The sequence below is a fragment of the Thalassomonas actiniarum genome (assembly GCF_000948975.2).
In the GTDB taxonomy this organism is placed as follows: domain Bacteria; phylum Pseudomonadota; class Gammaproteobacteria; order Enterobacterales; family Alteromonadaceae; genus Thalassomonas; species Thalassomonas actiniarum.
This window is the reverse complement of the sequence record NZ_CP059735.1, coordinates 229,291-252,973: the sequence shown is the minus strand read 5'-3', so window position 1 is coordinate 252,973 and position 23,683 is coordinate 229,291. Positions and strand designations below refer to the sequence as shown.

Genomic DNA, 23,683 nt, shown 5'->3' with positions numbered 1-23,683 from the left:
TACTTTTCAACACTAAACGCTCACAATAGCAAAACCGCAACAGACAGTACCGAATCAACCAGATTCAGGTACTGTCAACACCGGAAAAACCTTTTCAATCAAAACACAAAAACTTATTACCAAAAAGAATATGATATTCCATCCGTTACATCCGGTTACATTTGTGGCTTGATTTTAAACAAAAGCTTCCGTAGTTTGTTCATTGACAGGACGAGAATTTGTTAGTACGTACTGTATAAATAACAACAACTTACAAGGATATGTCAATGAAACTTAAATTAAACAAGAAAAAATTAAAAAACCTTTCAGACGACAAAAAAGCACTGCCTGAAAATATGACCCCTCAAGTGGGTGGCGGTTATACCAGCAGACCCTGGACCTGGTACTGCGAAGAGCCTACTAATCCTCTTATGTGTTAATCAACAACTTTAATAACAGATAAATTAAAGTATGAAACTGACCGTTAGGGTCAGCACTCAAGTAGGTGCTGACCTTATTTCATGATTCCAGGCACTTACAACGCCAAAAACACCCCGGCTAAACTGGCGCTCATCAAGTTAGATAAAGATCCGGCAATCACGGCTTTTAATCCCAAACGGGCAAGGTCAGGACGTCGCTCAGGTGCTATCGCCCCCAGCCCTCCCAATAAAATGGCAATCGCCGATAAATTGGCAAAACCGCACAAGGCAAAGGTAATAATCACCTGGCTGTTTTCAGATAAGGTCTCTTTAGCCTGAACAAAATCAATATAAGCAACAAATTCATTCACCATGAATTTTTGCCCGATAAAACTGCCCGCCTGTAATGCCTCTTCCCAGGGCGCACCTATCAGTAAGGCCAGTGGTGAAAACAGGTATCCCAACAACATTTCTATGGTAATGCCATTAAAGCCCATCCAGGAAGCAATACCGCCCACCGCACCGTTCATTAACGCAATCAGGCCGATAAACGCCAACAACATACCACCAACATTAAAGGCGAGTTTCATACCGTCGGCCGCACCTGTAGCGGCGGCATCAATAACATTGACCGGCTGACTTTCATCATCGCTGTTAATGCCTGCCAATGAATCTATCGGCTTGCCGTTCTCCGGCATGATGATTTTCGCCATCAACAACCCCCCCGGTGCCGCCATAAAGGAAGCCGCCACCAGGTATTTCAGATCTATCCCCAAACTGGCATAACCCACCAATACCGAGCCTGCCACCGAGGCGGTACCGCCGACCATCACGGCAAATAACTGAGATTGGCTCATATGGGAAATAAAGGGACGCACCACCAGCGGCGCTTCGGTTAACCCGACAAAAATATTGGCGGTGGCCGACATCGCCTCAGGGCGGCTGATGCCGAGCAGCTTTTGCAAACCGCCGCCAAGCAGCTGGATAATTTTCTGCATGATGCCCAAGTAATACAGCACTGAAATTAACGAGGAGAAGAAAATAATGATCGGCAACACCCGCAGGGCAAAGATAAAGCCGCTGCTGCCGAATACCTCAAACATTTTCTCCCCGACCAGGGCGCCAAAAATAAAGTCGACGCCGTGCTGGCCGCTGTCGATCACCCACTGCACCCCGGCAGAAATACTGCTTAATACCGCCTGACCAAACGGCAGATAAAGCACAAAAGCGGCAAAGCCCGCCTGTAAAAAAAATGCCCAGCTAACGGTGCGCACATTAATGGCCTGGCGGTTGGTGGACATCAATACCGCCAAAGTGATCAGGGTCACTACCCCTAAAATTCCCATGGGAAATTCCATAAAACTTCTCAACTCTTATTCTTTGTTATGCGCTGACGCTAACCCCATACCCGGGTAGGCGCAGCCTTTATTTTAATAGGACACAGCCGGGCAGTGTCGCACAGCTTAACGGCAAGCGCTAATGTTTAAACCAGGCAATAGATTTGTACGGACAGTCAATAATCGCTAAACTCGGCCTAATCCTTTGCTGTTCGGCTTCTTATCGGCCACGAGTAAGCAATGGAAAAATTTACTTATCTTTTGGCAACCCAGGTGAAAGGCTAGCTTTGGAATCCTCACAACTGTCCCGTGTTAATATCAATTTGCTGGTGACCCTGCAGGTCTTGCTCAAAGAACGCAATGCCTCGGCAACAGCCAACCAACTTAACCTCAGCCAGTCGTCTGTCAGTAAGAACCTCGCTCAGTTGCGCCATTTATTTAATGATCCTTTGTTTCACCGCTCAGCCCGCGGACTCATTCCCACCGCCTATGCCCTGGCGCTGGAACCAAAATTAACCTCGGCGCTGTCGGCCATGAGCCAGCTGTTTTCCCCGGAAGAATTTGATCTCAGCTCCTACCAGGGCTGTATCCGCTTGTCGATGCAGGAAAGCGCCTTTGAATTTATCGCCGGCGCCTTTATCAGCAAAGTGCTGAGTAAGGCTCCGGGTATGAAATTAAATACCTGGTTTAAAGACAACATCAGCCTGGAACAGCTCAACCAGGGACAACTGGACTTTGTCATCCTGCCCCACGATATCGGCCAAACGCCCAATCTAGGTAATCTGTTAAATATCAGAGAATTATACAGGGACGAACTGGTGTGCCTGGTACAGGAGAATCATCCGGCTTTATCCCGGCCCTGGGATCAGGACGCCTACCTGGGCTGCCGCCATATCCATGTGCGCGATAATGAACTCGGCCAGCCGGTCTTTGATAAAAACCTGGCCAAACAAGGCTTGCAGCGTGACATTGCCATCAATGTGCCTGACTTTAATACCGCCGGCAGTTTATGCAGCCGCTCAGATCTGGTGTTTACCACCTCCTCGACCTGGGCCAAATTCGCCCTCAGCCACAAGCCATTGAGACAGCTGCCTATGCCCTGCCCGTCTTTGCCTGTGGTATATTCCCTGATCTGGCATCAGCGCAGCGATCTCGACCCGGCGCATTTATGGTTAAAAAACCAGATTATCCAGGCCGCACAAAGCATTAACGCTAAAGATTAACCAGCTGTTTAAGCACAACTTTCAAAAGCAAAGAAGAAAAATGAGCGCCTGGCGGGATTCACCGGCGAGGCTTGGTTGGGAGGCGTACACGAGTTATCCTTTAAAACCAAAGCGCTCAAAAAAGAAAAAAACCAATAACTAAAGATCAAAACCCCTGAGCGGCAACTCCCGGCTCTGCAGCCAGTTTTCTTTGGCATATTCACATGCGCCATCGGTCACGTGCAAAGTGTACGCCTGGCGAGACTTATTGGAACGGTTCGGCGCACTGTAATGGGGTAAAGTCCCCTGAAATACCACGATACTACCGGCTTTTACTTCCACCGACTGGCCGTTTTCTGTCGGCCACGGCGTCCCATCTAACGGCAGCATAGTCGTAGTTCTGCCATCAAGAGTAAAACGCTCACGCAGCGGCCCTAAATGTCCTGCCGGCTCCACCCATAAACAACCGTTTTCCAGGGTCGCATCTTCAATGGCAAACCAGTAAGTCACAACGCTTTGCGGCGTGGTATAGAAAAAGGTCGCATCCTGGTGCCAGTTGACTTCACCGCCGATCCTCGGCTGCTTGAAAATATACATGGATTGGCGAATTTCTGGCTGCTGCATGCCTATGTCCCGGGCTATCTGCCCCAACATGCCCTGGTGGCTAAATTCAGAGAAAACCGGATCTAACTCATGCAGGGCGTGACCGATTTTATTGATACATAAGCTGCGATCCTGCACCAGTTTACCGTCTTCGCCAAAAGCTTCTTCTTCAAAAAAACAGCGTATTTTTTCTGCCGACTCCAGAAAGTAATCATCACCGCTGCGGTTATTGTCTTTGGTGGTAAAGGTGTGCGACGGGCTGTCTTCCACCCATTGCTCCACCAGCAAAGCCGCACGGGCTTTTACCTGTTCCAACATGGCTTGCGGAATAACCTGATCCAGTACCACAAAACCTTGCTGCCGGTACTGCTGAATTTGTTCGCTGCTTAACATACTTACTCTGCTTTGAAAAAGAAGGAAGCCATCATTTATGATGGCGGTTAATAAGCAAACTATACCCCTGAGCGTAATGTGGGTAAATTGAATATCTTTCAAAAAAGATATTACTATTTGGAATATCACTATCCCCCCAACTTGGGGTAAGCTTAGCGGCTTTTTCATCAGGCAGGATCATAAGCGTGCAGTTATCGTTTCATAAATCATTCTGGGAAGCCCAGTGCAACAATGAGCAAGAGTTAAATGGCTTATTAACCAAGATCAAGCAGGAAGGCTACCAGGGGACGGAATTATTTTTACCTTTTTACCCGATTAGCAGCGCCGCTACCCTTAAAGCCCATCAGGAGCATGATTTAGCCATCATCACCGGCATAGGCACTGACGGTGATACACCACAACAGCACCTGGAAAGCCTTGAGCGCCAGGTAGAGCAAGCCATAACCTTTAATCCCAAATTTATCAATTGCCATACCGGCCGGGATATTTTTTCACTTAGCGATAACCTGAAAATATTCAACCGGGCATTAGAGCTGGAACAGGAACACGGCATTAACATCACCCATGAAACCCACAGGTTCAGGCCTACCTTCAATACCCTGACCACGGAAGCGATTTTAAACGAATTGCCCGAGCTGAAACTGAATCTGGATATCAGCCACTGGATGGTGGTACACGAGTCTGACTTAAGCGATCAACAAGCCCGGGTAGATGCCTTGTTAAAAAGCGCCTTTCATGTTCACGCCAGAGTCGGTTATGAGGAAGGACCGCAAGTTACCGATCCGCAAGATCCCTGTTGGCAGGTACATCTGGATAACCATACCCGCTTATGGCAGTCGGTGGTTAACAATGCTGCTGAGCGCCAAGAAAAAGCACTGACCATCACCCCGGAATTCGGCCCGTTTCCTTATGCCCATGTAAAACCTCACAGTGAACAAACCCTGACAGATATCTGGCAGGCGAATTACTTTATCAAACAGCATTTGGAAAAACAGTTGCAGATCCCGACTTAAGTGCTAAAAAAGGGGATTTTCAGGAAGCAGCAGAAAGATTGACGTAAAGATATTTCTGCCGCTTTAAAGCATAACAGGTGCGTATTCGCCGCTGTCTTGCGGGTGAATGAGTTTATTGAGTAATTCGTGCTGGGCGGCCAGTAAACGGCCGTTGATCTCATTTTGCTGCTGGCAATCCCGGGTCAGTTGCTCCAGCTGTTGCCACAACTCGTAAACCCGGCCTTTGGAAACATGATTTAAGCTGTTAAACACGGTTTCTATGCCCGCGTTATCCGCCGTCACGCCAAATTTCAGCAAGATGGCCTTACGTTTTTTCGCCTGGGCTAAAATCAGCTGATAGAGCTTTTCATGGCGCTGATTCACCTTGAGCAGTTTTTCACTGTCATGGCGCTGCATCGCAACCTGTTGTTCTTTTAACAGGGCCTGAAAGCGGGTGTAGTAAATAATATCCTGCTTGATACCATTGACCAGTGCTCTAAGTCCCTGTTGAACATTATTCATCGTCTGTGCATTTCCAAAATGGCGTCGCTGAGCACATCCACGTCTAAGGTCAGATTACCCTCGGCGATCAGCTCGCGTACCTGGTTCACTTTTTCCATATCGACATCGGATGACGAAGCCAATTGATTGTTGATATCCAGGAAGTTATCCACCTTAGTCGTCCTCTCGGGCACAGGGGCGCTTTCTTTACTCTCTTTACCGGCCGGCTTGCTTGCTTGGCTGTTTAAACCCGCACTTACCAGCGGGCTATTGACTATTTTCATCATTCAGGGGCTTTCTATGTAATGCTGTTAATTGAATAGAGCGACCCCAGTTTAACAAAACTTAAATAGATTTTTTCAAAAAACCAAAAATGTTTAATTTTTACCGGCAAGCCTGCCGCCGACCCTTTATAAGGGCAACACCCCGGCTTTGGCATCATTGCGGACAGCGCCCAGTGACGGCATATCACTGCCGCTAAATTGCTGTACTTCAATGTCGCCGCCAAAAATATCTTCCAGCATGGCTTGCATCTTATCGCTGTCGGTATTGCTCATCTCGTCGTAACTGTAAAAAGCCTGCAAAGCCTCTCTGTCTATGCCCCTGGCATCCGCCTGTTCGAGAATATTGGCATTGATATCGACAAAACCCTTTTCGTTAAGGCTGCCCACTATGCTGCCGCCCACTTTAAAGACCGCGGTTTGCGGCACCTGCTCATATAGAATCCGGCGTTTTTGCTCCGCATCATCCCTTTGCAAACCGAGCATTTGTTCGTTTGCAAGCGCTTCCTTTCTGCCGCCGATTTCCGAATTGATAAAATCGCTGTAGCTGATGCCGTTAAAGAGTTCAAAGGCTTCGGCATTGGTGGGGCCCGTGCCCGGGGCAAAGGTTTCTATCGACACATCGCTGCCGTATTTTTCTTTAAGCAGATCCATCAGGGCATTGAGATCGCCATTGGCCTGCTTGATATCGCCGGCAACAAAATTTCTGGAAGCGCCTTGTCCCTGCTGGTCGTACATGGCAACCACTTCGCCGTTCACCCAAATCAGGGCTTGGGTTTCCTTCAGCGGGCCGCTGGCTTCATAGGCAAGCCTGTCCTGCTCAATGCTTTCCAGCGTTGCCTTGGCATCTTCCCTGGTCAACATCCCGGCTTTAACGGATTCCGGCAACTCCTTCAGCGGCCCCATTTGATAAGCCAGGTTGACTACGCCTTGCTGCGACAAAGGTACGCCGGATGATTTTTGCTGTTCGATGGCAGGAACCGGAGCAACCGCCTGAAATTCATTATTTTTGTTTTCTACAGATTTGACGCCGACGACATTTGTTTGACGGTAGTGAATGGCGCCCGGGTCTGAACTCATTGAATTGATTGATGTCATTGTCTTCTTCCTTGCTGTTTCGCTGCTAACAAGTCTCTATTTAGCTTAACTCGCTCTATTTATTGACTTATTCCAGCTAAAACTAAGCAAGAGGCATACCATGGTGTTTCGGCAGTAGATTTGACGTCTTATACCGGAAAAAAGCCGTATAAACCCAAACCTGGCCATAAACCGGGAGCTTCCTCCCGGCAAATTTTGACCTGCCTTGCCGCTTTAACCGGCAAAAAGAGCCTGGCCGCTCCCTTTATTCTTCGATAAAAGAACGGGCCAGCATATCGGTTACCGGCTGCAGGATATAATCGAGAAAGGTTTGCTGTCCGGTCTTGATCAGTACTTCCGCCGGCATACCCGGCAATAAGATCTTGCCCTCTTTTTCCAGCTCGTCGAGGCTTTCCCGGCTCAGGGCCACCCTGGCAAGATAATACGCCCGCTCCGCTTCTTCATTTACCAGGCTGTCGGCGGAAATATTGACCACTTCGCCGTAGGCGATCACAGTGGCGGCCTTCTTAAAAGTGTTGAACCTTAATTCCACCGCTTGCGCCAGTTCCAGACGGCTGATATCCGCCGGTGATACCTGGGCGTCCAGCACCAGGTTATCGGCCTGCGGCACCAGCTCCAAAATCGTCGCCCCCGGTTTGATCACGCCCCCCAAAGTATGTACCGACAAACCTAACACCTTGCCCGCCACCGGGGCATAGATACGGGTCCGCGCCAGTATGTCTTGCAGCGAGCGCAAACGCTCCTGCTTATCCAGCAACAACTGGTGCACCTGATCCAGCTGATCGGCGGTTTCCGTCTGAAAATTTTTCGTCAGCTGTAAAATCTCCAGCCGGGTTTCCCCCACCTGAATTTCAATCCCGGCAATTTGCGAACTATGTTCGGCAACTTCCCCTTCCAGCTCCGCCTGATCCCTTTCCAACTGGCGAATTTGCGCTTTATTGGCATAGCCCTGCTGCATTAGCTTTCGCAGATCCGTCAGCTCTGCCTCATAAGAACGGATCCTTTTGTTTTTGCTGGCAATCAGGCCGTGAAGCCCTTCCACCGAGGCCGTTAGCTGTTTGATTTTATGCTGCAGGATCTCTTCTTCGCCGTTTTTCACACTTAACCGGGTAGCAAAAATATGCTGCTGTCCCTTACGTATTTCTGCGATCCTGGGATCGCCGTCGTGTAAGTTGTCAAAAACAATTTCCGCCAGGTTATCCCGCTCGGCAATCAAACGGGCCTGCTGGGCGCCCAGGGTCAGCAACTCCCCTTCCAGCAACTGCAGCTGCACCTTGATCTGGGTATCGTCCAACTCCAGCAGTAACTGAGACGCTTGCACAAACTCCCCTTCGCGGGCATAAATCTTTTTCACTATGCCGCCTTCAAGATGCTGCACCTGCTTTTTAAAAGACTCTACCGTCACCGTTGCCGGTGCAATCACCGCACTGTCGAGGGGAGCCAAAGCAGACCAGCTGCCAAAACCGGCAAAGATCACTGCAATAAAAGCGTACCCCAGTTTATGGTACCTGGTCGCATCAACATTCAGTTCATGCCCCTTGCCCCCGGTCGGGGACACGGGAGTAGATTTAACTAAGTTTTTCAGATAAGAGATTAGTTTCATTGGACTTTATATCGCCTTATTGATCTTGGCCGAAACCGGGGCGGCGGGCGCGGGGCTCGACGGCGCAGCCGGTGTTTTCGCAGGCATAGGCACAGAGTTTAATTTTGCCAGCACCTGCTCCCTTGGCCCCCCGAGTGAAATCACCCCGGCATTCATCACGAATAAAGTATCCACACAGGTAAACACATGCTTGCGGTGGGAAATAATAATCACTGTGGTTTTATTGGCTTTTAAGACCTGGATGGCTTTTTCCAGGGCGACTTCCCCCTGTTCATCCAAACTGGCATTCGGTTCGTCCAGCACCACCAGTTTCGGCTGCCCATAAAGGGCCCGGGCCAGGCCGATACGCTGTCTTTGCCCCCCGGAGAGGAAGCTGCCGCCGCTGCCGATTTGAGTATCATAGCCCTGGGGCAGGCGCAGGATCATGTCATGCACCCCCGCCTGCCGGGCAGCCAGATGAACAGCCTCGGCATCCACCCGGTTAAAGCGGGCAATGTTCTCGGCAATGGTACCTTCAAATAACTCAACATCCTGGGGCAGATAACCGATATACTGACCGAGCTCATCCGCCGGCCTTAAAAAAATATCGGCGCCGTCTAACCTGACCTTGCCGTTAGAGGCCGGCCATATGCCGAGCAATACCCGCGCCAGGGTCGATTTACCGGCGGCGCTCGGCCCGATAAGGCCCAAGATCTCCCCCGGCCTGAGGCTAAAGTTTAATCCCTTTAAAATCGGCGCCTTGCTCCCGGGGGCTGCCACCACCAGGCGCTCAACCGTTATCCGGCCTTCAGGCACAGGCAAAGGGGTTTTTTCCGCTTCCAACGGCAGCTCATGCAGTAATTGGTTCAAGCGCTGATATTGGTTGCGGGCATTGATAAATTGCTTCCAGGTATTGATCAACTGATCGATAGGTGCCAGCGCCCTGCCCAGCAGCAGCGAGCCGCCGATCATCAAACCCGGGGTCATCTCCTGCTGGATCACCAGCAAGGCGCCGGCGCCTAAAATCGCCGATTGCAGGATAAAACGCACGGTTTTGGAGAGGGAAACAAACAGCGCCGAACGCCTGCCGTTGATATCCTGGTAATACAAGGCTTTGCTGGCATACAGCTGCCAGCGGCGGCGGATATTTGTCAGCATGCCCATGGCCTGGACCACTTCGGCATTACGCAAACTGGACATGGTATAGTTCACCGCCTGGGCATTATGATGACTCGCCTCAAGCTGCACGCCTTTATTGAAATGCTCGTTGAGCAGGGCAAAAATAATCATGATCACGGCGGCAAATAACCCTATCCAGCCAAAAACCGGATGGATAAAAAACATCACCGCCAGATAAATCGGTACCCAGGGGGCATCAAAAAAAGAGGTGACCCCGTTGCCGGACAGGAACTGGCGCAAGCCGGTCAGATCCTGCATCGGCTGCAAATGGTTCTGTACCTTGCCGTCGAGCAGCGTTTGCTTGAAGGCGCCGTCAAAAATTCTCTGGTTCAGCAATAAGCCTATTTTCATGCTGACTTTGACCAGGATCACGCTGCGCAGCCAGTCCAGTACCCCCATGCCCGCCAATAAAAACAACATCACCAGGGTCAGCATCAGCAAGGTCGAGCCGCTGCCGCTGGTCACCACCCGGTCATACACCTGCAGCATATAAAATGCCGGCACCAGCATCAAAAGATTAATACCGCAGCTGAACAAACCAATCGCGAGGAAACTTTTTCGGCACTGCCTAAATGCCAGGATTAAATCAGACGGTTGGCGCATAGATACTCCTTTTTTCTATTGCGGTCATGGCTTGAACTGTTGGCTGCTGCTCACACCCGAGAAAAATAAACAGCCCATGCTAGCAGTAATATTTTGAATTACAAATAAAAGAATTATCTCATAATAATTTTTCCGGGGTGGATGCTCAAGAACACAAGTTGATCATGATCAATAAATATTTTGCTCATAAAAAATACACATTTTTTCTCTTGCCAAGAAAAAAATACAGTGCTAAGTTGCTGTCGGCTATGCAGATTATTGGGAAGTTGTCATGATAGCCAAGTTTACCATGATCTCCATATCTGTATACGGCCAAATAAAAACAATTTAATTAAAGGAGTATTAAATGGCAATTGCACAAGGTTTGACCAACGGAGATGATGTCTATGTCTCACAATTAGTGCCTACCGGGAGTGAAACGGCAAATTCCATCAGCGGACTTGGTGGTAATGACCAGCTTCAGGGTAATGGCTATGTAGATTTTATTGACGGCGGCTCAGGCAACGACACCCTCTGGGGCATGGGCAACAACGACACCCTGATCGGCGGTACGGGCAACGACACCCTGTTCGGCGGCAACGGCGATGACCTGCTGTTGGGCGGCGACGGCGCTGACCGTCTTGTCGGCGAAAACGGCAATGACCGCTTATGGGGCGCAACCGGTGACGATGTTTATTATTCGGCAGCGGGTTACAGCGGCTTTGATACCATCAACGATGACAAATCCCCGACAGGCCAAACCGGCTTCGGCGGTGGTAACGACACCCTGGTTATGCAAGACATTACTGCGGCTGAACTGGCCATCTACCGCATTGGCGATGACCTCTATGTGACCTCTAAAGCAGATGCCGCCGACGGTAACATAGACACAGGTGCAATCATCGAAGACTTCTTCCTCGGTGGCAACAATGTGGTTGAGTTTATTGCCGGCTCAGACGGCTTAGGTTACGACACAACCGGTTGGGTATAAAACCGGTCACTCGACTGTTTACCATGTCAGGGGCGCCTATATGGCGCCCTATTAAATATTTTTAGGGAAAGCACCAGACTGAATAAGTAATAGAAAACATTAAACTGCTAACATCCGAACGGTTAAAACAACGTTTCAACGATACCGTTTTCAGTCACCCGGGCCTGTATTTTCTTTTTCGAGGAGTTATTTTCTATCTTGATGTTCTCCCCTAACATGCCATTTTCCAATGCCGTGCCCTTCATGGTGGCAATAAAGTTTCCCTGCTGCGCCCGGATCAACACTTCTTCACCTTTCTTCACCAGATAAACGTTTTTTAACTGCCCGCCGTTAATGAGCTTACCGGCGCGTATCCGCCTGATACTGCGTTTGTTTTCGACTTTTTGCCCGGCGGTAAAAAACTCCCGGTTTAAGCGGCTGATTTCGATATTTTTCAGATATACATCACCACCAGTGATCACCTGATCAACGGCGATGTCGTTTCTCGCATGCCAAACATCCAACCACACTTTAATTTTTGCCTGCGCCCTGATCTGCCATTTAGGGCTGGTACAGGAGATCAGATAATGCACCCGGCCAAGCGGCGGCCGGCTCTGGTTGGCCAAATCAAATTGAACCTGCTGTTCACACACCGGCAGCTGCTTGGCTTTACCCGGTAGCCAGGTATTAATCTCATCCCGGTATTCTGGCCATGCCATTTGCTGTGCATAAGTTTGCAGATCGTTTTTCACTTGCAGCTCAAATTCTCCCGCCCGGACAAAACCCGAGATAAATAAAACCGTTATCAGTAACAAGCCAGGGAAAAAATACTGTTTCCGCATACAAAAGCACCGCTTCCCCTGCGGAAAAACACCTTCCGCTTCCGCTTTCCCTTTTTTGCCAAAAAACAAGTAAATCATTGAAATATAAAACCTTTAATTAGTGGCACAGCTTTTGATACCTAAGTGCAGAGTTATGATAACAGAACCACAGGACTTTTCAGGTAATGGCGATAAATTTTGATAAAGCCTTGGGCATTCATCCCTATGCCTTACAAGCAAGAGTGCAGCGCAGCGAAATACTCGCCAGCAATCTAGCCAATGTTGATACCCCGGGTTATCTGGCCCGGGATTATGACTTTAAAGCCGCCATGGCGGATGTCGAGTCACAGTTTAACAACTCAGGCTCTGGCTTTGTGCCGCAATTGTCCATGGAAGCTCAATATCGCGTGCCCTACCAGCCTGCGCTGGACGGCAATACCGCAGAAATGGGCGTGGAACAAAGCAAATTTAATAACAATGCCATGGATTTTCAGAGCAGCCTTACCTTCCTGAACATGAAAATACAGGGTCTACAAAAAGTAATAGACGGACGCTAATTATGTCATTTAACAACATCTATGAAATTGCCGGCAGTGCCATGCGCAGCCAGACACTGAGGTTAAATACCGTAGCCTCCAACCTGGCCAATGCCGATGCTGCCGCCGGCAGCGAACAGGAGGCCTACCGCGCATTAAAACCGGTATTCTCCTCGATTTACCAAACCAGCCAGGAAGAAATGCAGGTCACCGGCGCCAGCGTACAGATGCTGGGGGTAACCCAGTCGCAGCAAGCCATCGAACGCCGCTACGAGCCTGAAAACAGCCTGGCCAATGAAGAAGGTTATGTCTATTACTCCAATGTCAACGCCGTGGATGAAATGGCGGATATGATGTCGGCTTCGCGCAGTTTCGAAGGTTCGGTGGAAGTGATGCGCCGGGTCAACAGTATGCAGCAAAGTTTGTTGCGCTTAGGAAAAGGATAACAGCATGTCAGCTATTACTAATGACAGTTCCAGCATCAGCAGCAGTGCCTCTGGCCTGACTTCCGGCACCAGCACCAACTCAGCTTTTGGTTTGAAAAATGAATTCCTGGAAATGATGGTCGCCCAGATACAAAACCAGGATCCGCTCAACCCCCTCGACGGCACCGAATATGTCAGCCAGCTGGCAGAATTCTCCATGGTGGAAGGCATAGAATACCTGCGCAGCGGTCAGACGGAACAGGCAGACTTAATGTACACCCAGCAGGTACTGCAAAGTACTTCGCTGATCGGCAAAGACGTCCTGGTACCGGCTTCATCGCTTGCGGCCCAGCAGGGGGAAAAACCCCAGGGTGTGATCAAGCTTGACGGCAGCGCCGATAAGGTCGTGTTAAAAATCAAAGACTTAAACGGCCAGGTGATCCAGGAGCAAGACTGGCAGTATGTCAGCCAGGATGAAATCGCCTTTGAACTCGACGAGCTCGATGAAAACTCCTACCTGTTTGAAGTTGAAGTACACAACGGGGAAAACATCAGCAGCCAGACCCCCTGGCTACACCGCAACGTGGAAAAAGTCAGCCTGCCGTCCAGCGGCGGCGATATCCAGCTTGCACTTACCGGAATGGGGAGTGTTTCCCTGTTCTCTGTCTCAGAATTTAGCCAGAATAACAGTTAAGGAACCGCCATGTCTTTTAGTATAGGTTTATCAGGACTTCGCTCCACCAACGAACAGCTGAACGTGATTTCACAAAATATCGCCAACGTGGATACTTCCGGATTTAAATCTGGCCGGGCGGAATTCTCCGCTATCTACAGCGGCGGTTTACCCGGCGGTGTTGAGGTGGCAGATGTTTCCAGCAACTTTGACCGCGACGGCTCAGTGATCAATACCGGCCGCTCTATGGATATGGCCATCAGCGGCCGCGGCTTCTTTGTGCTAAACAACAACGGTGAAACCGCCTATACCCGTGCCGGTACTTTTAACCGCGATGCCAGCAACTATATTGTCAGCAACAGCGGCGCCAAATTGCAGGGTTACCCGGTGGACAGCAGCGGTGCTTTACTTGAGGGTGTGGTTACGGATCTACAGGTAGCAACCGGCACATTACAGGCCAGCGAATCCAGCATAGTAAACTTTGCCGCCAACCTAAAAGCCGATTCGGCGATACCGGTAACCGCCTGGAACCCGGCCAGCATCCAACCGGATATGTACAACTACTCCCAGTCCAGCACGGTTTATGATTCCTTGGGTACAGAGCACGTTCTGACCCAGTACTTTGTTAAAACCGGTACCAGTACCTGGGATGCCCATTATTTTGTCGACGGCGCAGCGGCTGGCACCACGCCAACCCAGGCATTAACTTTTGATGCCAGCGGCAACCTGCTGACTCCGGCGGCTGCAGTAAACCTTACCCATAATGTCACCAACGGCGCCAATAACCTGGCCATTGATCTTTCCCTGACAGATATGAGCCAGAACAACGCCGATTTCAGCTTAAGCCGTAACGAAACCGACGGCTACGGCGCAGGTGAACTGAAAAATATCCGGGTAGACGACGACGGTTCGGTTTATGGCGTCTACACCAACGGTCAGGACAAATTACAGGGCAAAGTCATCCTGGCAGATTTTGCCAACCCGGACGGCCTGAGCCAGGGAGATAACACTACCTGGACCCAAACCTTTGCTTCCGGCGCACCTATGCTGGGTGTGCCCGACAGCGGCACCCTGGGCAGCCTGAGCTCGGGTGCCTATGAAGGTTCCAATGTCGATTTAACCGGCGAGCTGGTGAACCTAATGACCGCCCAGCGCAACTATCAGGCCAATGCCAAGACCATAAGCGCCGCCGAACAGATGACACAAGTGCTGTTCAGCTCGTTCTAAACAAGCAAATAAACAAAGCAGGATAAGCATGATGAACGTAAGCAGGGCCAACGCGCTCACACCCGGTTCAGCATCAGCGCAACAGATGACGCAAGTGCTGTTCAGCTCGTTTTAATTAAGCAGACAACCAATATAAGCCGAGACTGAATTATGGAACTCTTATATACCGCGCTTTCCGGAGCGAAACAGGCACAAACCTCAATGACAATACGCGCCAATAACCTGGCCAATGTCAATACCACAGGTTTCCGTGCCGATCTTGAGCGCACCGCCGCCTACCAGGTCGACGGTTATGGTTTTAACACCCGGTATATGAGCCAGTCGGAGCAGGCGGGCACCAACTTTACCAGCGGCCAGCTACAGGAAACCGGCCGCACTTTAGATGTCGCCATCCAGGGTGAAGGTTACCTGGCAGTGCAAGCGCCATCAGGCCAGGAAGCCTATACCCGGGCGGGTAATATCATGGTCGACGGCGACGGCCAGGCGTTTATCAACGGCAACCCGGTACTCGCCGACGGCGGCCAGCTGATACTGCCGGAATACCAGCAGATCACCATAGGCAAAGACGGCACCGTCAGCGTCATCCCCTTAGGGGGCGGCGCACAAATCGAAGCGGGACAGATCACTTTGGTAAAACCGGACAATACCGCCATGACCAAAGGCCAGGACGGCTTGCTGTACCTGAAAAACGGCGCCCAGGCCCCGGTCAGCGATGAAGTCGAGCTGGTCTCCGGCTTTTTGGAAAGCTCAAACGTCAACGCCGTCACCGAGCTGGTGTCATCCATGGCGGTCAACCGCCAGTTTGAATTGCAAATCAAGATGATGAAAACAGCAGATACACTGGCCCAAAGCGGCAACAAACTTATCAGCGGCTCGTAACGCTTAGCATTAAGAATTAAGGAATCATTATGAACTCAGCATTATGGGTCAGCAAAACCGGTTTAGCGGCACAAGATGCCAAGATGACCTCTATCTCCAACAACCTGGCCAACGTTAATACCACAGGTTTTAAACGTGACCGGGTCGCTTTCTCTGATTTGTTTTATGACATCCAGCGCCAGCCGGGCGCCCAGGCAGATCAGCAAAATGAAGTCCCCACCGGCATCCAGGTGGGTAACGGTGTCCGTATCCTGGGCACGCAAAAGGTATTCACCTCAGGCACCTTTTCCAATACCGGGCAAGAGTTGGATATGGCCATCGTCGGCAAAGGTTTCTTCCAGGTAGAGCAATTAACCGGTGAAATTGCCTACACCCGCAACGGCCAGTTTAATTTAAATTCAGACGGCGAAATCGTCAACGGCGACGGTTTGCCGCTGGTACCCAATATCCAAATTCCGGAGAATACGGTCAGCATTACCGTCGGCAGCGATGGTATCGTCAGCGCCCTGCAGGCAGGAGAGGTCAACCCGCAGGAAATCGGCCAAATTACCTTAGTGAATTTCGCCAATCCCGCCGGGATGGAAGCCATCGGCAGCAATTTATATGTCGCCACCGGCTCTACCGGTGAGCCGATTGAAGGGGTGGCAGGAGAAGACTCCCTCGGCCAGCTGAAACAGGGGACTTTGGAAGGCTCAAACGTCAGTGTGGTAGAAGAAATGGTCGATATGATCTCCACCCAACGTGCCTATGAAATGAATGCCAAGGTGGTCTCCGCTTCGGATCAGATGCTGAAATTCATCAGCCAGGCGTTATAGAAGGAGCTTTTGATGCTGGCTAAACGCTTCACTTTCATCCTTGGGGTACTTTTTCTGTCCGGCTGCGCCACAAGCTATCACCCGGCACAGCCACAACCCGGGGAAAGGCAATGGCAACCGACGGTAACCAAAGCACTACCCGCTACGGCGCCTAAGGCAAAAGACGGCAGTTTATTGCAAAATGCCCGCCTGCTGAATATGTTTCAGGACAGGCGCGCCTACGGTGTCGGCGACATCCTGACCGTGATGTTAGATGAAGAAACCCAATCCAGTAAAAAGGCCGATACCGATATAGGTAAAAGCAGCGATACCAGCGGCACCTACAGCGCCGTGTTCCCCAACACCAATGAAAGCGGCAGTTTTGGCTTTGGCAGCAACCGCAGCTTTAACGGCAGCTCCAGCGCCAGCCAGCAAAATACCCTGACCGGCGCCATTACCGTGACCATCGCCGAGGTATTGGACACAGGCGCTTTGCGCATCAACGGCGAAAAATGGATCAAGCTCAACCAGGGAGATGAGTATATCCGCCTGACCGGCCTTATCCGGGTAGAAGACGTTGACCGTGCCAACCGCATCAGTTCACAGCGCATCGCCGATGCCCGCATCACCTATGCCGGACGCGGCGCCCTGGCGGAAGCCAACCAACAGGGCTGGCTGTCGCGTTTCTTCAACAGCGGCTGGTTCCCTTTTTAGGCTTGATAAGTGAAAATTAACATGAAAAAAATATGCGCTTTTCTCCTGCTCTTCTCCGGGTTATTGCTGCTGTCGCAAGTAAAAGTGGCCCACGCCAAACCGGCAAGGATGTTGCTGGATATCACCGACATCCAGGGGTTAAGAAAAAACCAGCTGGTGGGATACGGCCTGGTGGTGGGTCTGGACGGCACCGGCGATAAAAACCAGGTAAGATTTACCAGCCAGTCCATGGTCAACATGCTGCAGCAGTTCGGCGTGACATTGGACGACAGAACCAACCCGAAACTGAAAAATGTCGCCGCGGTCACCGTGACCGCAGATATTATGCCCCAGGCGGGTAAAGGCCAGCTGGTTAATGTCACCGTCTCTTCTATCGGCGATGCCAAAAGCCTGCGCGGCGGCACCTTGCTGTTAACGCCGTTAAAAGGCATCGACGGGCAAATTTATGCGACTGCCCAGGGCAACCTGGTGGTCGGCGGTATCAAGGCACAGGGCACTTCCGGCTCTTCTATTACCGTTAATACCCCGACGACCGGCACCATTCCCAACGGCGCCATTGTCGAACAGGAAATCGGCTCCGATTTTATCGAGCAAAAGGATGTGATCCTGAATTTAAAGCGGCCAAACTTTAAAACCGCCCGCAATATCGAAGTGGCCATCAATGACCTTTTCGGCCCGGATGTTGCCCGCGCCCAGGGCCAGCACAGGGTGGCGGTAGCCGCACCGACAAATGCCAGACAAAGGGTCACCTTTATGTCCATGCTTGAAGAAATCGAAGTAGAGCTAGGCCGCACTAAACAAAGGGTAGTGTTTAACAGCCGCACCGGTACCGTAGTCATGGGGGCCAATGTCAAAGTCAGAAAAGCCGCCGTCAGCCACGGCAATTTAACCGTGACTATCGTTGAGAGCAGCAATGTCAGCCAGCCCAACGCGTTTGGCCAGGGCAATACCGTGACCACGCCGGAATCCTCGATTTACATCGAAAAAGGGGAAAACCCTATGTTTGTCTGGCCAGAAGGCACCTCGCTTGATGTTATTGTCAAAGCTATCAACAGTTTAGGTGCTGCGCCGGATGACCTGATGTCCATTTTACAATCCCTGCATGAAGCAGGCTCTCTGGAAGCAGAGTTAGTGGTGATTTAATGACTAAAATAACCGACGCCGGGATCTACCTGGATCCCAAGGCAATCAACAGTATCAAGGAAAACACCAACAAAGCCGAAGGCTTAGAGCAGGCGGCGGATCAATTCGAAACCCTGTTCCTGCAAATGGTGTTAAAAAGCATGCGCGATGCCAGCGATGCCCTCAGCGATGAGGACTCTCTGGTATCAAGCAAACAGGAACGCATGTACCGGGATATGTACGACGGCCAGCTGACCATGGCGATGATCAATAAAGGTTCAATCGGTATCGCCGACGCCATGGTGAAACAGCTGTCTCCGGCAGAAAAGGCCGGGGAAGCAAACCCGGTTGCGACGCCGGAGAAAAATAAAAGCGACGACCAATTAAAGTCTGCCGCCAATACGGTCGCTAATCAGGAAGTAAGCCATGACGCATTTCGTCAACCGCTATTGCAAGTAAATACCATGAACAAGATTAATAAATCCGGAGCCTCATAAGCTATGAGTATGTTGAGTAATGGTTTATCAGGGTTAACCGCCTCACAAATCGCCTTAAATGTTGTCAGTAATAACATCGCCAACAGCAATGTTGCCGGATATACCCGACAGCAAACCGTGAACAGCGCACTGATCAGCAACAGCAATAATTCCCTGTCCAGCGGCTCCGGGGTAGAAGTTTCTGCCATCAACCGCATTACCGACGACTACCTCAACAATAACTTATGGCGCAGCAACTCCAGTTACGGCTTTAACCAGGCCTACAGCGATTATCTCGGCGTAGCCGAACAGCTGCTGGCCAACGAAAACCTCAGCCTGTCGGTCGGCATGGACGATTTATTCAATGCCTTTAATTCCGCTTCCACCGAACCCAGCAGTATCGCGCCGCGGCAATTGATCATTTCTTCTGCCGAAGCACTCACGCAAAAATTTAATTCCCTGGCGGCCAACCTGGATATCCAGCGGGTGCAAATTGAAGAGCAGGCGGACGGCATGTTGGAGATGGCCAACAGTTTGTTTGCCGAGGTCGCGACCCTGAACCAGGAAATTGTCGACGGCACCGCCCAGGGGGCCAATATTTCTGCGCTGCTCGACCAGAGAGATGAAACCGTCAATTCCCTGTCCAAGTTAATGGATGTCGAAGTGGCACGTATGGATAACGGCTCCTACACCCTGTCCATGACCGGCGGCCAGCCGCTGGTATTGGGGTCAAGCGCCGCCAGCCTAACCCGGGTCGGCAACGACTACCAGGTCAACCTGGCGGGACAGCCCTTTTCTTTCAGCGGCGATATCGGCGGGCAACTCGGCGGTATCCTGTCTTATGAAACTAATATTCTCGACACCACGGAAGCCAGTTTGAACCAGCTGGCGCAGGATCTGGCGGACGATGTCAATAACCAGCTGGCCTTAGGGCAGGATATCAATACCATAGCCGGCGCAGGCGCGCCACTGTTTGACTATAACCCGTTAGATCCCGCCGGCAGCCTCAGTATCTCCGCCGGCTTTGAACCGGAAGATCTCGCCCTGGGCGCAATAGGGGCAGGCCCGGGGGATAACAGCAACTTATCCCAGATCATCGCCCTTAAAGACGGCCATTACGATAGCTATAACTCCCTGGTAGGCACTTTGGCAATCCAAAGCGGCCAGGCCGGGGCTGAAGCCCAGGCCAGCAAAAGCATCGCCGACGATGCCCTGGCACAAAGGGACAGCGTCAGCGCCGTCAACCTCGATGAAGAGGCAATGTCGCTGATCCAGTACCAGCAATCCTACCAGGCCAATGCCAAGGTGGTCAGCGCCTCGCAGCAATTATTCAATACCTTGCTGTCGATGTTTTAGCCTGGCACATGGCAATGAAAGCATTTTTTAATTTTTTAGCGAACAACAGTATTAAGGAAACATCATGAGAGTCAGCACAGGTCAGTTACAACAACTTATGATGAACGGCTTCCAGCGGGGAGCGGTAGACTTTGCCAACATCAGCCAGCAAATGGCCACCGGTAAAAAAATCCTTAAACCCTCCGACGACGCCCTGGGTACGGTACAGCTGATGGCGCTGAAAAAAGAACAGGCCAATATCGAGCAGTTCAACAGCAATATCAGCAACGCCCGCCGCCAGCTGGGCAGCGCCGAAACCTATATCTCCAGCATGTCCGATACCCTGCTCAAACTCAGGGATCTTACCCTGGAAGCCGGTAACGGCGCCTATGGTTTATCGGAGCGCCAGGCACTGGCGGCAGAAATGCAGTCCCTTAAGGACGCGTTAATGGACACCGCCAACGCCAAGGGCAGTAACGGAAAATACCTGTTCTCCGGCTCTGAGGTCGAAACCGCACCGATTTCCGGTCCGGTCGCCGGGGCCTATTCCTATGCCGGCGATAACCTGGGGCGCCAGATCAGCGTTTCCTCAGGGGTGCAGGTCACTTCCAACTTCGATGTCGAGAAGGTCTTTTTTAACGGCGGCGATTTTTTCCAGGAGCTGGATGATTTTATCGATGTCCTCAATACCCAGACCGGCAGCGTAGGCAACGATGTCAGCAACATGCTCGACAGCCTGGATACCAGCATCACCGGCAACCTGAAATTATTGACCGAGGTTGGTAGCCGCATCAACAGCCTGGACAAGGTAGAGAACACCAATAACGATATCGAACTCTACGGCCAGACCCTGCAGCTTGAGCTGGAATCCCTGGATTACGGCCAGGCCTCGATGCAACTGACCCAGGCTGAGCTGGCATTGCAGGCCACCCAACAGGTGTATATCAAGGTCAACCAGCTCAACCTGTTTGACCAGCTCTAATTATGAAATTATTACAGCAACTTAACCTGACAGGTACCAAGGAAAGAGCAGGTAGCGGCACGCTGCCGACGGCAAATAATAAAACAGCTGCACTCAACCAGATCAGCAACAAAGACAGCCAGGCCAAGGCGGGAGCCAGATCAACGCTGGCCAAAGTCGATACCAACCGCTTTCAAATGTGGTCCAGCATCGGCCAGTTGCAAAATAAACACAGCCAGGCCCAGGGGGCCGAGCGCAGCCTGACCCAGGTTTACCGGGGACTGCTCAATGTCGGACAGACCAGCAAAACCAATGTTCGCCACCCCCAGCAAACCGCCGATCAAATTCGTCAGCTCGAAGCCAAAGTCAGCCATAACCTCAGCGGCGCTTTACAGCCGAAATTACTCAATGCCCAAGGAGAGCAAAAAGCCTATCAACTGGGTAATATTGACTTTTTAACGCCAAAAGCGGCGGAAACCGTCAACCTGGCGATCCCCGCCGCCGGCAAATCCGTCAGCTTCCATTTGCCTGCTTATGGCCAGCCCCAAGAAATGCTCGACAATATTAACCGGGCACTGTCGCCGTTAAAAATCTCCGCCAACGTCACAAGCGGGCAAAAACTGGTGCTGAGTTTACCAACAGAGCAGCAGCGTATGCTGGAAGAGCCGGTTTTATTTTCCGGTGAAGGCATCCGGATCCCGGCGGGCAACCCGGTGCCGGTAAAATTACAGCCCCAGGGCAGCGACTTAAGCGAACTGGCGAAAATCATAGAGAACGATCAACCGGATGAAATCCTCAGCGCGGTTAAACAGCTCAAAGCCAAGACCAAAAACACCATCGCCCAGGTGCGCCACTTTATCGGGCAACTCAACCAGGACGCCCAAATGTCCATGCCCAATATCGATATCAGCTCGGTAGAGCAGCAAGTCGGCCAGGCTTTGCAACAAGGGGATTTCGGCAGCCGGCTGACCGCCCTGCTGGCCCAGGCCAATGTTTCCCGCGATACCACAGTAGCCCTGCTCAAGAAAAAGAGCTAAGAAGAATTAGCGTAAAAACGTATTCCCGCCGCAAAGCGGCGGAAAGCCTTTCACGGCAGCCAAGCCGGCACCATAAAACCCTGTAAAGCCAATCAAATGCCATTTATTTCCTCCCCCATCCCGTAACTCAGCCGCATAAATGACCGATCTGGAGATAGCTGTTCAATCCCAATAACATCCCGGCTTTAATCATATATTTAACAAAGATAAAAAAAGATCAAAAAAAATTTAAGTATCCACAAAAGCTTGTCGCTTTCTTCTAGTAGCAACCAAGTAGTACATCAACTTGGCTCTGAGTCACTGAATAAGTTAACCCTGGTTAGTTCATTGACGAATGCGCTAGCCGGCAATTATTCCCGGCTCAATTAACCAAAGCACATGTTGTGCTTAAGTAACATTAGGAGAATGCCACATGGCTTTATCAATTCACACTAACTACGCCTCTCTGGTAACACAAAACCAGTTAGGTAAAACCAACAGCATGTTATCTACCGCTATGGAGCGTTTAGGTACTGGTCTGCGCATTAACTCAGCAGCAGATGACGCTGCCGGCCTGCAAATCGCGGTACGTTTACAGTCTCAGTCTAACGGTCAGCAAGTTGCTATGCGTAATGCACAAGATGCGATTTCTATGTTGCAAACCGGTGAAGGCGCGTTTGACGAAATCACCAACATCACGCACCGTATGAAAGATCTTGCCACGCAAGCATCTAACAGCACTAACGGCGATACTGAGCGTAAGTCATTAAACGACGAATTCCAGCAGTTAAAAGAAGAGCTGGGTAACATTTTAGGCAACACCGAATACGGTTCTGGCAACAAATTATTTGCCAGCACAGGTACTGCTGCAACTCTTGGTACTGCAGCTGTTGCCGGTGCTCCGGGTACTGCTTCAACCTTAGACTCTGGTGTTGTTACTTTTTCTAACCAGGCAGGTTTCGCAGCGGGCGGAGGTTTGAATTTCCAAATCGGTGCTTCCACATCTGAGCGTATGAACGTTGACGTAGCAGATCTTATCAACGATATCTCAGCCCGTGTTGATACTTTAGGCGCCATCTTCAATGACGAAGACACTATTACCAATGCCGGTAACAACTACGATACCCAAAGTTATGATTCAGCTACCGATACCATCACAGTGGTTGCCGGTACCAGCAACGAAACCATGGCCTTAGCCGCTATGGATAACCTGGATTCTTTATTGGCTGAAGTGGGTGACTTACGTGGTCAGTTCGGTGCGTCAATCAACCGTTTAGATCACACCATCAATAACTTAGGCAACATGAACCAAAACATCGAGTTATCTAAAGGCCGTATCATGGATGCCGACTTTGCTTCTGAGTCTTCAAGCATGACGAAGAACCAAATGTTGATGCAATCTGGTATGTCGGTATTAAGTAATGCCAACCAGATCAGCGGCATGGTAACCAGCTTACTGCGTTAATTTTTTACGCGTCAAGTACCGGCGGTGTTACTCCCAATCAAGCTGCCGGTGCTTTTTTTTATTTTTATTTTTATTTTTATTTTTATTTTTATTTTTATTTTTATTTTTATTTTTAATATGA

At 50.6% G+C, this 23,683-nt stretch carries 25 protein-coding genes; 17 read left to right on the top strand and 8 right to left on the bottom strand.

What is annotated here, in order from left to right; translation table 11 throughout:
• Positions 1-266: 266 nt before the first annotated feature.
• Positions 267-419: a hypothetical protein gene (locus tag SG35_RS01180; RefSeq protein ID WP_169749412.1), complete on the top strand. Its 153-nt coding sequence runs from the start codon at positions 267-269 to the stop codon at positions 417-419.
• A gap of 95 nt (positions 420-514) precedes the next feature.
• Here the strand turns inward: SG35_RS01180 and SG35_RS01175 are convergent, their stop codons facing one another.
• Positions 515-1,756 carry a NupC/NupG family nucleoside CNT transporter gene (locus SG35_RS01175; RefSeq protein WP_044833710.1) on the bottom strand — a complete coding sequence of 414 codons (1,242 nt, stop codon included), beginning with the start codon at positions 1,754-1,756 and terminating at the stop codon, positions 515-517.
• A 266-nt stretch (positions 1,757-2,022) separates the two neighbouring features.
• Here SG35_RS01175 and SG35_RS01170 point away from each other — a divergent pair, with 266 nt between their 5' ends.
• Positions 2,023-2,958, top strand: coding sequence for a LysR family transcriptional regulator (locus SG35_RS01170; protein ID WP_044833711.1), 936 nt, complete (start codon positions 2,023-2,025; stop codon positions 2,956-2,958).
• Positions 2,959-3,096: 138 nt separating this feature from the next.
• Here SG35_RS01170 and SG35_RS01165 read toward each other — a convergent pair whose 3' ends face one another.
• Positions 3,097-3,933 carry a phytanoyl-CoA dioxygenase family protein gene (locus tag SG35_RS01165; protein ID WP_044833712.1) on the bottom strand — a complete coding sequence of 279 codons (837 nt, stop codon included), beginning with the start codon at positions 3,931-3,933 and terminating at the stop codon, positions 3,097-3,099.
• A gap of 185 nt (positions 3,934-4,118) precedes the next feature.
• Between SG35_RS01165 and SG35_RS01160 the strand changes: the two genes are divergently transcribed.
• Positions 4,119-4,946: a sugar phosphate isomerase/epimerase family protein gene (locus SG35_RS01160; RefSeq protein ID WP_044833713.1), complete on the top strand. Its 828-nt coding sequence runs from the start codon at positions 4,119-4,121 to the stop codon at positions 4,944-4,946.
• Between the two features lie 63 nt (positions 4,947-5,009).
• On the opposite strand, the gene flgN is transcribed toward SG35_RS01160, so the two are convergent.
• The 5 genes from flgN to SG35_RS01135 all read right to left on the bottom strand — a co-directional run bounded on the left by flgN (position 5,010) and on the right by SG35_RS01135 (position 10,169).
• The gene (gene flgN / locus SG35_RS01155; RefSeq protein ID WP_044833714.1) at positions 5,010-5,447 is read right to left on the bottom strand and encodes a flagellar protein FlgN; all 438 of its coding nucleotides are present in this window, start codon (positions 5,445-5,447) and stop codon (positions 5,010-5,012) included.
• Positions 5,444-5,713, bottom strand: a complete 270-nt coding sequence (gene flgM / locus SG35_RS01150; RefSeq protein ID WP_084692814.1) for a flagellar biosynthesis anti-sigma factor FlgM — start codon at positions 5,711-5,713, stop codon at positions 5,444-5,446. The genes flgN and flgM overlap by 4 nt, the downstream gene beginning before the upstream one ends.
• A gap of 123 nt (positions 5,714-5,836) precedes the next feature.
• A complete protein-coding gene (locus SG35_RS01145) occupies positions 5,837-6,805 on the bottom strand; it encodes a hypothetical protein (protein ID WP_152646675.1) in 969 nt (322 codons plus the stop codon).
• A gap of 244 nt (positions 6,806-7,049) precedes the next feature.
• Positions 7,050-8,408 (bottom strand): HlyD family type I secretion periplasmic adaptor subunit, encoded by a 1,359-nt coding sequence (locus SG35_RS01140; RefSeq protein ID WP_053043148.1) that lies wholly within the window; start codon positions 8,406-8,408, stop codon positions 7,050-7,052.
• A gap of 6 nt (positions 8,409-8,414) precedes the next feature.
• Positions 8,415-10,169, bottom strand: coding sequence for a type I secretion system permease/ATPase (locus SG35_RS01135; protein WP_044833716.1), 1,755 nt, complete (start codon positions 10,167-10,169; stop codon positions 8,415-8,417).
• Positions 10,170-10,515: 346 nt separating this feature from the next.
• On the opposite strand from SG35_RS01135, the gene SG35_RS01130 reads away from it, so the two are divergent.
• On the top strand, positions 10,516-11,139 hold the full coding sequence (locus SG35_RS01130; RefSeq protein ID WP_053043149.1) for a calcium-binding protein: 624 nt from the start codon (positions 10,516-10,518) through the stop codon (positions 11,137-11,139).
• A 122-nt stretch (positions 11,140-11,261) separates the two neighbouring features.
• Here the strand turns inward: SG35_RS01130 and flgA are convergent, their stop codons facing one another.
• Positions 11,262-11,960, bottom strand: coding sequence for a flagellar basal body P-ring formation chaperone FlgA (flgA, locus tag SG35_RS01125; protein ID WP_160298316.1), 699 nt, complete (start codon positions 11,958-11,960; stop codon positions 11,262-11,264).
• Positions 11,961-12,124: 164 nt separating this feature from the next.
• Here flgA and flgB point away from each other — a divergent pair, with 164 nt between their 5' ends.
• The 13 genes from flgB to SG35_RS01060 all read left to right on the top strand — a co-directional run bounded on the left by flgB (position 12,125) and on the right by SG35_RS01060 (position 23,562).
• The gene (gene flgB / locus SG35_RS01120) at positions 12,125-12,496 is read left to right on the top strand and encodes a flagellar basal body rod protein FlgB (protein WP_044833717.1); all 372 of its coding nucleotides are present in this window, start codon (positions 12,125-12,127) and stop codon (positions 12,494-12,496) included.
• Positions 12,497-12,498: 2 nt separating this feature from the next.
• On the top strand, positions 12,499-12,921 hold the full coding sequence (flgC, locus tag SG35_RS01115; RefSeq protein ID WP_044833718.1) for a flagellar basal body rod protein FlgC: 423 nt from the start codon (positions 12,499-12,501) through the stop codon (positions 12,919-12,921).
• A 4-nt stretch (positions 12,922-12,925) separates the two neighbouring features.
• Positions 12,926-13,594, top strand: coding sequence for a flagellar hook assembly protein FlgD (locus SG35_RS01110; RefSeq protein WP_044833719.1), 669 nt, complete (start codon positions 12,926-12,928; stop codon positions 13,592-13,594).
• Positions 13,595-13,603: 9 nt separating this feature from the next.
• Positions 13,604-14,800, top strand: coding sequence for a flagellar hook protein FlgE (flgE, locus tag SG35_RS01105; protein ID WP_044833720.1), 1,197 nt, complete (start codon positions 13,604-13,606; stop codon positions 14,798-14,800).
• 150 nt (positions 14,801-14,950) lie between these two features.
• Complete coding sequence (locus SG35_RS01100) at positions 14,951-15,679, top strand: flagellar basal body rod protein FlgF (RefSeq protein WP_274055315.1); 729 nt, start codon at positions 14,951-14,953, stop codon at positions 15,677-15,679.
• A 29-nt stretch (positions 15,680-15,708) separates the two neighbouring features.
• Entirely contained in the window at positions 15,709-16,494 is a 786-nt protein-coding gene (gene flgG, locus SG35_RS01095; protein ID WP_044833722.1) for a flagellar basal-body rod protein FlgG, read from the top strand.
• A 12-nt stretch (positions 16,495-16,506) separates the two neighbouring features.
• Complete coding sequence (flgH, locus tag SG35_RS01090) at positions 16,507-17,187, top strand: flagellar basal body L-ring protein FlgH (RefSeq protein ID WP_044833723.1); 681 nt, start codon at positions 16,507-16,509, stop codon at positions 17,185-17,187.
• 21 nt (positions 17,188-17,208) lie between these two features.
• On the top strand, positions 17,209-18,330 hold the full coding sequence (locus SG35_RS01085; protein ID WP_044833758.1) for a flagellar basal body P-ring protein FlgI: 1,122 nt from the start codon (positions 17,209-17,211) through the stop codon (positions 18,328-18,330).
• On the top strand, positions 18,330-18,806 hold the full coding sequence (locus SG35_RS01080; RefSeq protein WP_044833724.1) for a rod-binding protein: 477 nt from the start codon (positions 18,330-18,332) through the stop codon (positions 18,804-18,806). The genes SG35_RS01085 and SG35_RS01080 overlap by 1 nt, the downstream gene beginning before the upstream one ends.
• 3 nt (positions 18,807-18,809) lie before the next feature.
• Complete coding sequence (gene flgK / locus SG35_RS01075) at positions 18,810-20,141, top strand: flagellar hook-associated protein FlgK (RefSeq protein ID WP_044833725.1); 1,332 nt, start codon at positions 18,810-18,812, stop codon at positions 20,139-20,141.
• A 64-nt stretch (positions 20,142-20,205) separates the two neighbouring features.
• The gene (gene flgL / locus SG35_RS01070; RefSeq protein ID WP_044833726.1) at positions 20,206-21,102 is read left to right on the top strand and encodes a flagellar hook-associated protein FlgL; all 897 of its coding nucleotides are present in this window, start codon (positions 20,206-20,208) and stop codon (positions 21,100-21,102) included.
• Between the two features lie 2 nt (positions 21,103-21,104).
• Positions 21,105-22,118: a hypothetical protein gene (locus tag SG35_RS01065; protein ID WP_044833727.1), complete on the top strand. Its 1,014-nt coding sequence runs from the start codon at positions 21,105-21,107 to the stop codon at positions 22,116-22,118.
• A gap of 412 nt (positions 22,119-22,530) precedes the next feature.
• Positions 22,531-23,562, top strand: coding sequence for a flagellin N-terminal helical domain-containing protein (locus SG35_RS01060; protein WP_044833728.1), 1,032 nt, complete (start codon positions 22,531-22,533; stop codon positions 23,560-23,562).
• The last annotated feature ends 121 nt before the right edge of the window (positions 23,563-23,683 follow it).

Bases quoted from the DNA above. Each gene is read 5' to 3' on its own strand.
- SG35_RS01175 (WP_044833710.1), bottom strand. From the start codon at position 1,756: ATGGAATTTCCCATGGGAATTTTAGGGGTAGTGACCCTGATCACTTTG.
- SG35_RS01085 (WP_044833758.1), top strand. From the start codon at position 17,209: ATGAAAAAAATATGCGCTTTTCTCCTGCTCTTCTCCGGGTTATTGCTG.
- flgC (WP_044833718.1), top strand. From the start codon at position 12,499: ATGTCATTTAACAACATCTATGAAATTGCCGGCAGTGCCATGCGCAGC.
- SG35_RS01180 (WP_169749412.1), top strand. From the start codon at position 267: ATGAAACTTAAATTAAACAAGAAAAAATTAAAAAACCTTTCAGACGAC.
- SG35_RS01145 (WP_152646675.1), bottom strand. From the start codon at position 6,805: ATGACATCAATCAATTCAATGAGTTCAGACCCGGGCGCCATTCACTAC.
- flgE (WP_044833720.1), top strand. From the start codon at position 13,604: ATGTCTTTTAGTATAGGTTTATCAGGACTTCGCTCCACCAACGAACAG.
- SG35_RS01080 (WP_044833724.1), top strand. From the start codon at position 18,330: ATGACTAAAATAACCGACGCCGGGATCTACCTGGATCCCAAGGCAATC.
- flgH (WP_044833723.1), top strand. From the start codon at position 16,507: ATGCTGGCTAAACGCTTCACTTTCATCCTTGGGGTACTTTTTCTGTCC.
- SG35_RS01110 (WP_044833719.1), top strand. From the start codon at position 12,926: ATGTCAGCTATTACTAATGACAGTTCCAGCATCAGCAGCAGTGCCTCT.
- SG35_RS01060 (WP_044833728.1), top strand. From the start codon at position 22,531: ATGGCTTTATCAATTCACACTAACTACGCCTCTCTGGTAACACAAAAC.
- flgM (WP_084692814.1), bottom strand. From the start codon at position 5,713: ATGATGAAAATAGTCAATAGCCCGCTGGTAAGTGCGGGTTTAAACAGC.
- flgN (WP_044833714.1), bottom strand. From the start codon at position 5,447: ATGAATAATGTTCAACAGGGACTTAGAGCACTGGTCAATGGTATCAAG.
- flgA (WP_160298316.1), bottom strand. From the start codon at position 11,960: ATGCGGAAACAGTATTTTTTCCCTGGCTTGTTACTGATAACGGTTTTA.
- flgL (WP_044833726.1), top strand. From the start codon at position 20,206: ATGAGAGTCAGCACAGGTCAGTTACAACAACTTATGATGAACGGCTTC.
- SG35_RS01130 (WP_053043149.1), top strand. From the start codon at position 10,516: ATGGCAATTGCACAAGGTTTGACCAACGGAGATGATGTCTATGTCTCA.
- SG35_RS01065 (WP_044833727.1), top strand. From the start codon at position 21,105: ATGAAATTATTACAGCAACTTAACCTGACAGGTACCAAGGAAAGAGCA.
- SG35_RS01100 (WP_274055315.1), top strand. From the start codon at position 14,951: ATGGAACTCTTATATACCGCGCTTTCCGGAGCGAAACAGGCACAAACC.
- SG35_RS01140 (WP_053043148.1), bottom strand. From the start codon at position 8,408: ATGAAACTAATCTCTTATCTGAAAAACTTAGTTAAATCTACTCCCGTG.
- flgK (WP_044833725.1), top strand. From the start codon at position 18,810: ATGAGTATGTTGAGTAATGGTTTATCAGGGTTAACCGCCTCACAAATC.
- flgG (WP_044833722.1), top strand. From the start codon at position 15,709: ATGAACTCAGCATTATGGGTCAGCAAAACCGGTTTAGCGGCACAAGAT.
- SG35_RS01165 (WP_044833712.1), bottom strand. From the start codon at position 3,933: ATGTTAAGCAGCGAACAAATTCAGCAGTACCGGCAGCAAGGTTTTGTG.
- SG35_RS01135 (WP_044833716.1), bottom strand. From the start codon at position 10,169: ATGCGCCAACCGTCTGATTTAATCCTGGCATTTAGGCAGTGCCGAAAA.
- flgB (WP_044833717.1), top strand. From the start codon at position 12,125: ATGGCGATAAATTTTGATAAAGCCTTGGGCATTCATCCCTATGCCTTA.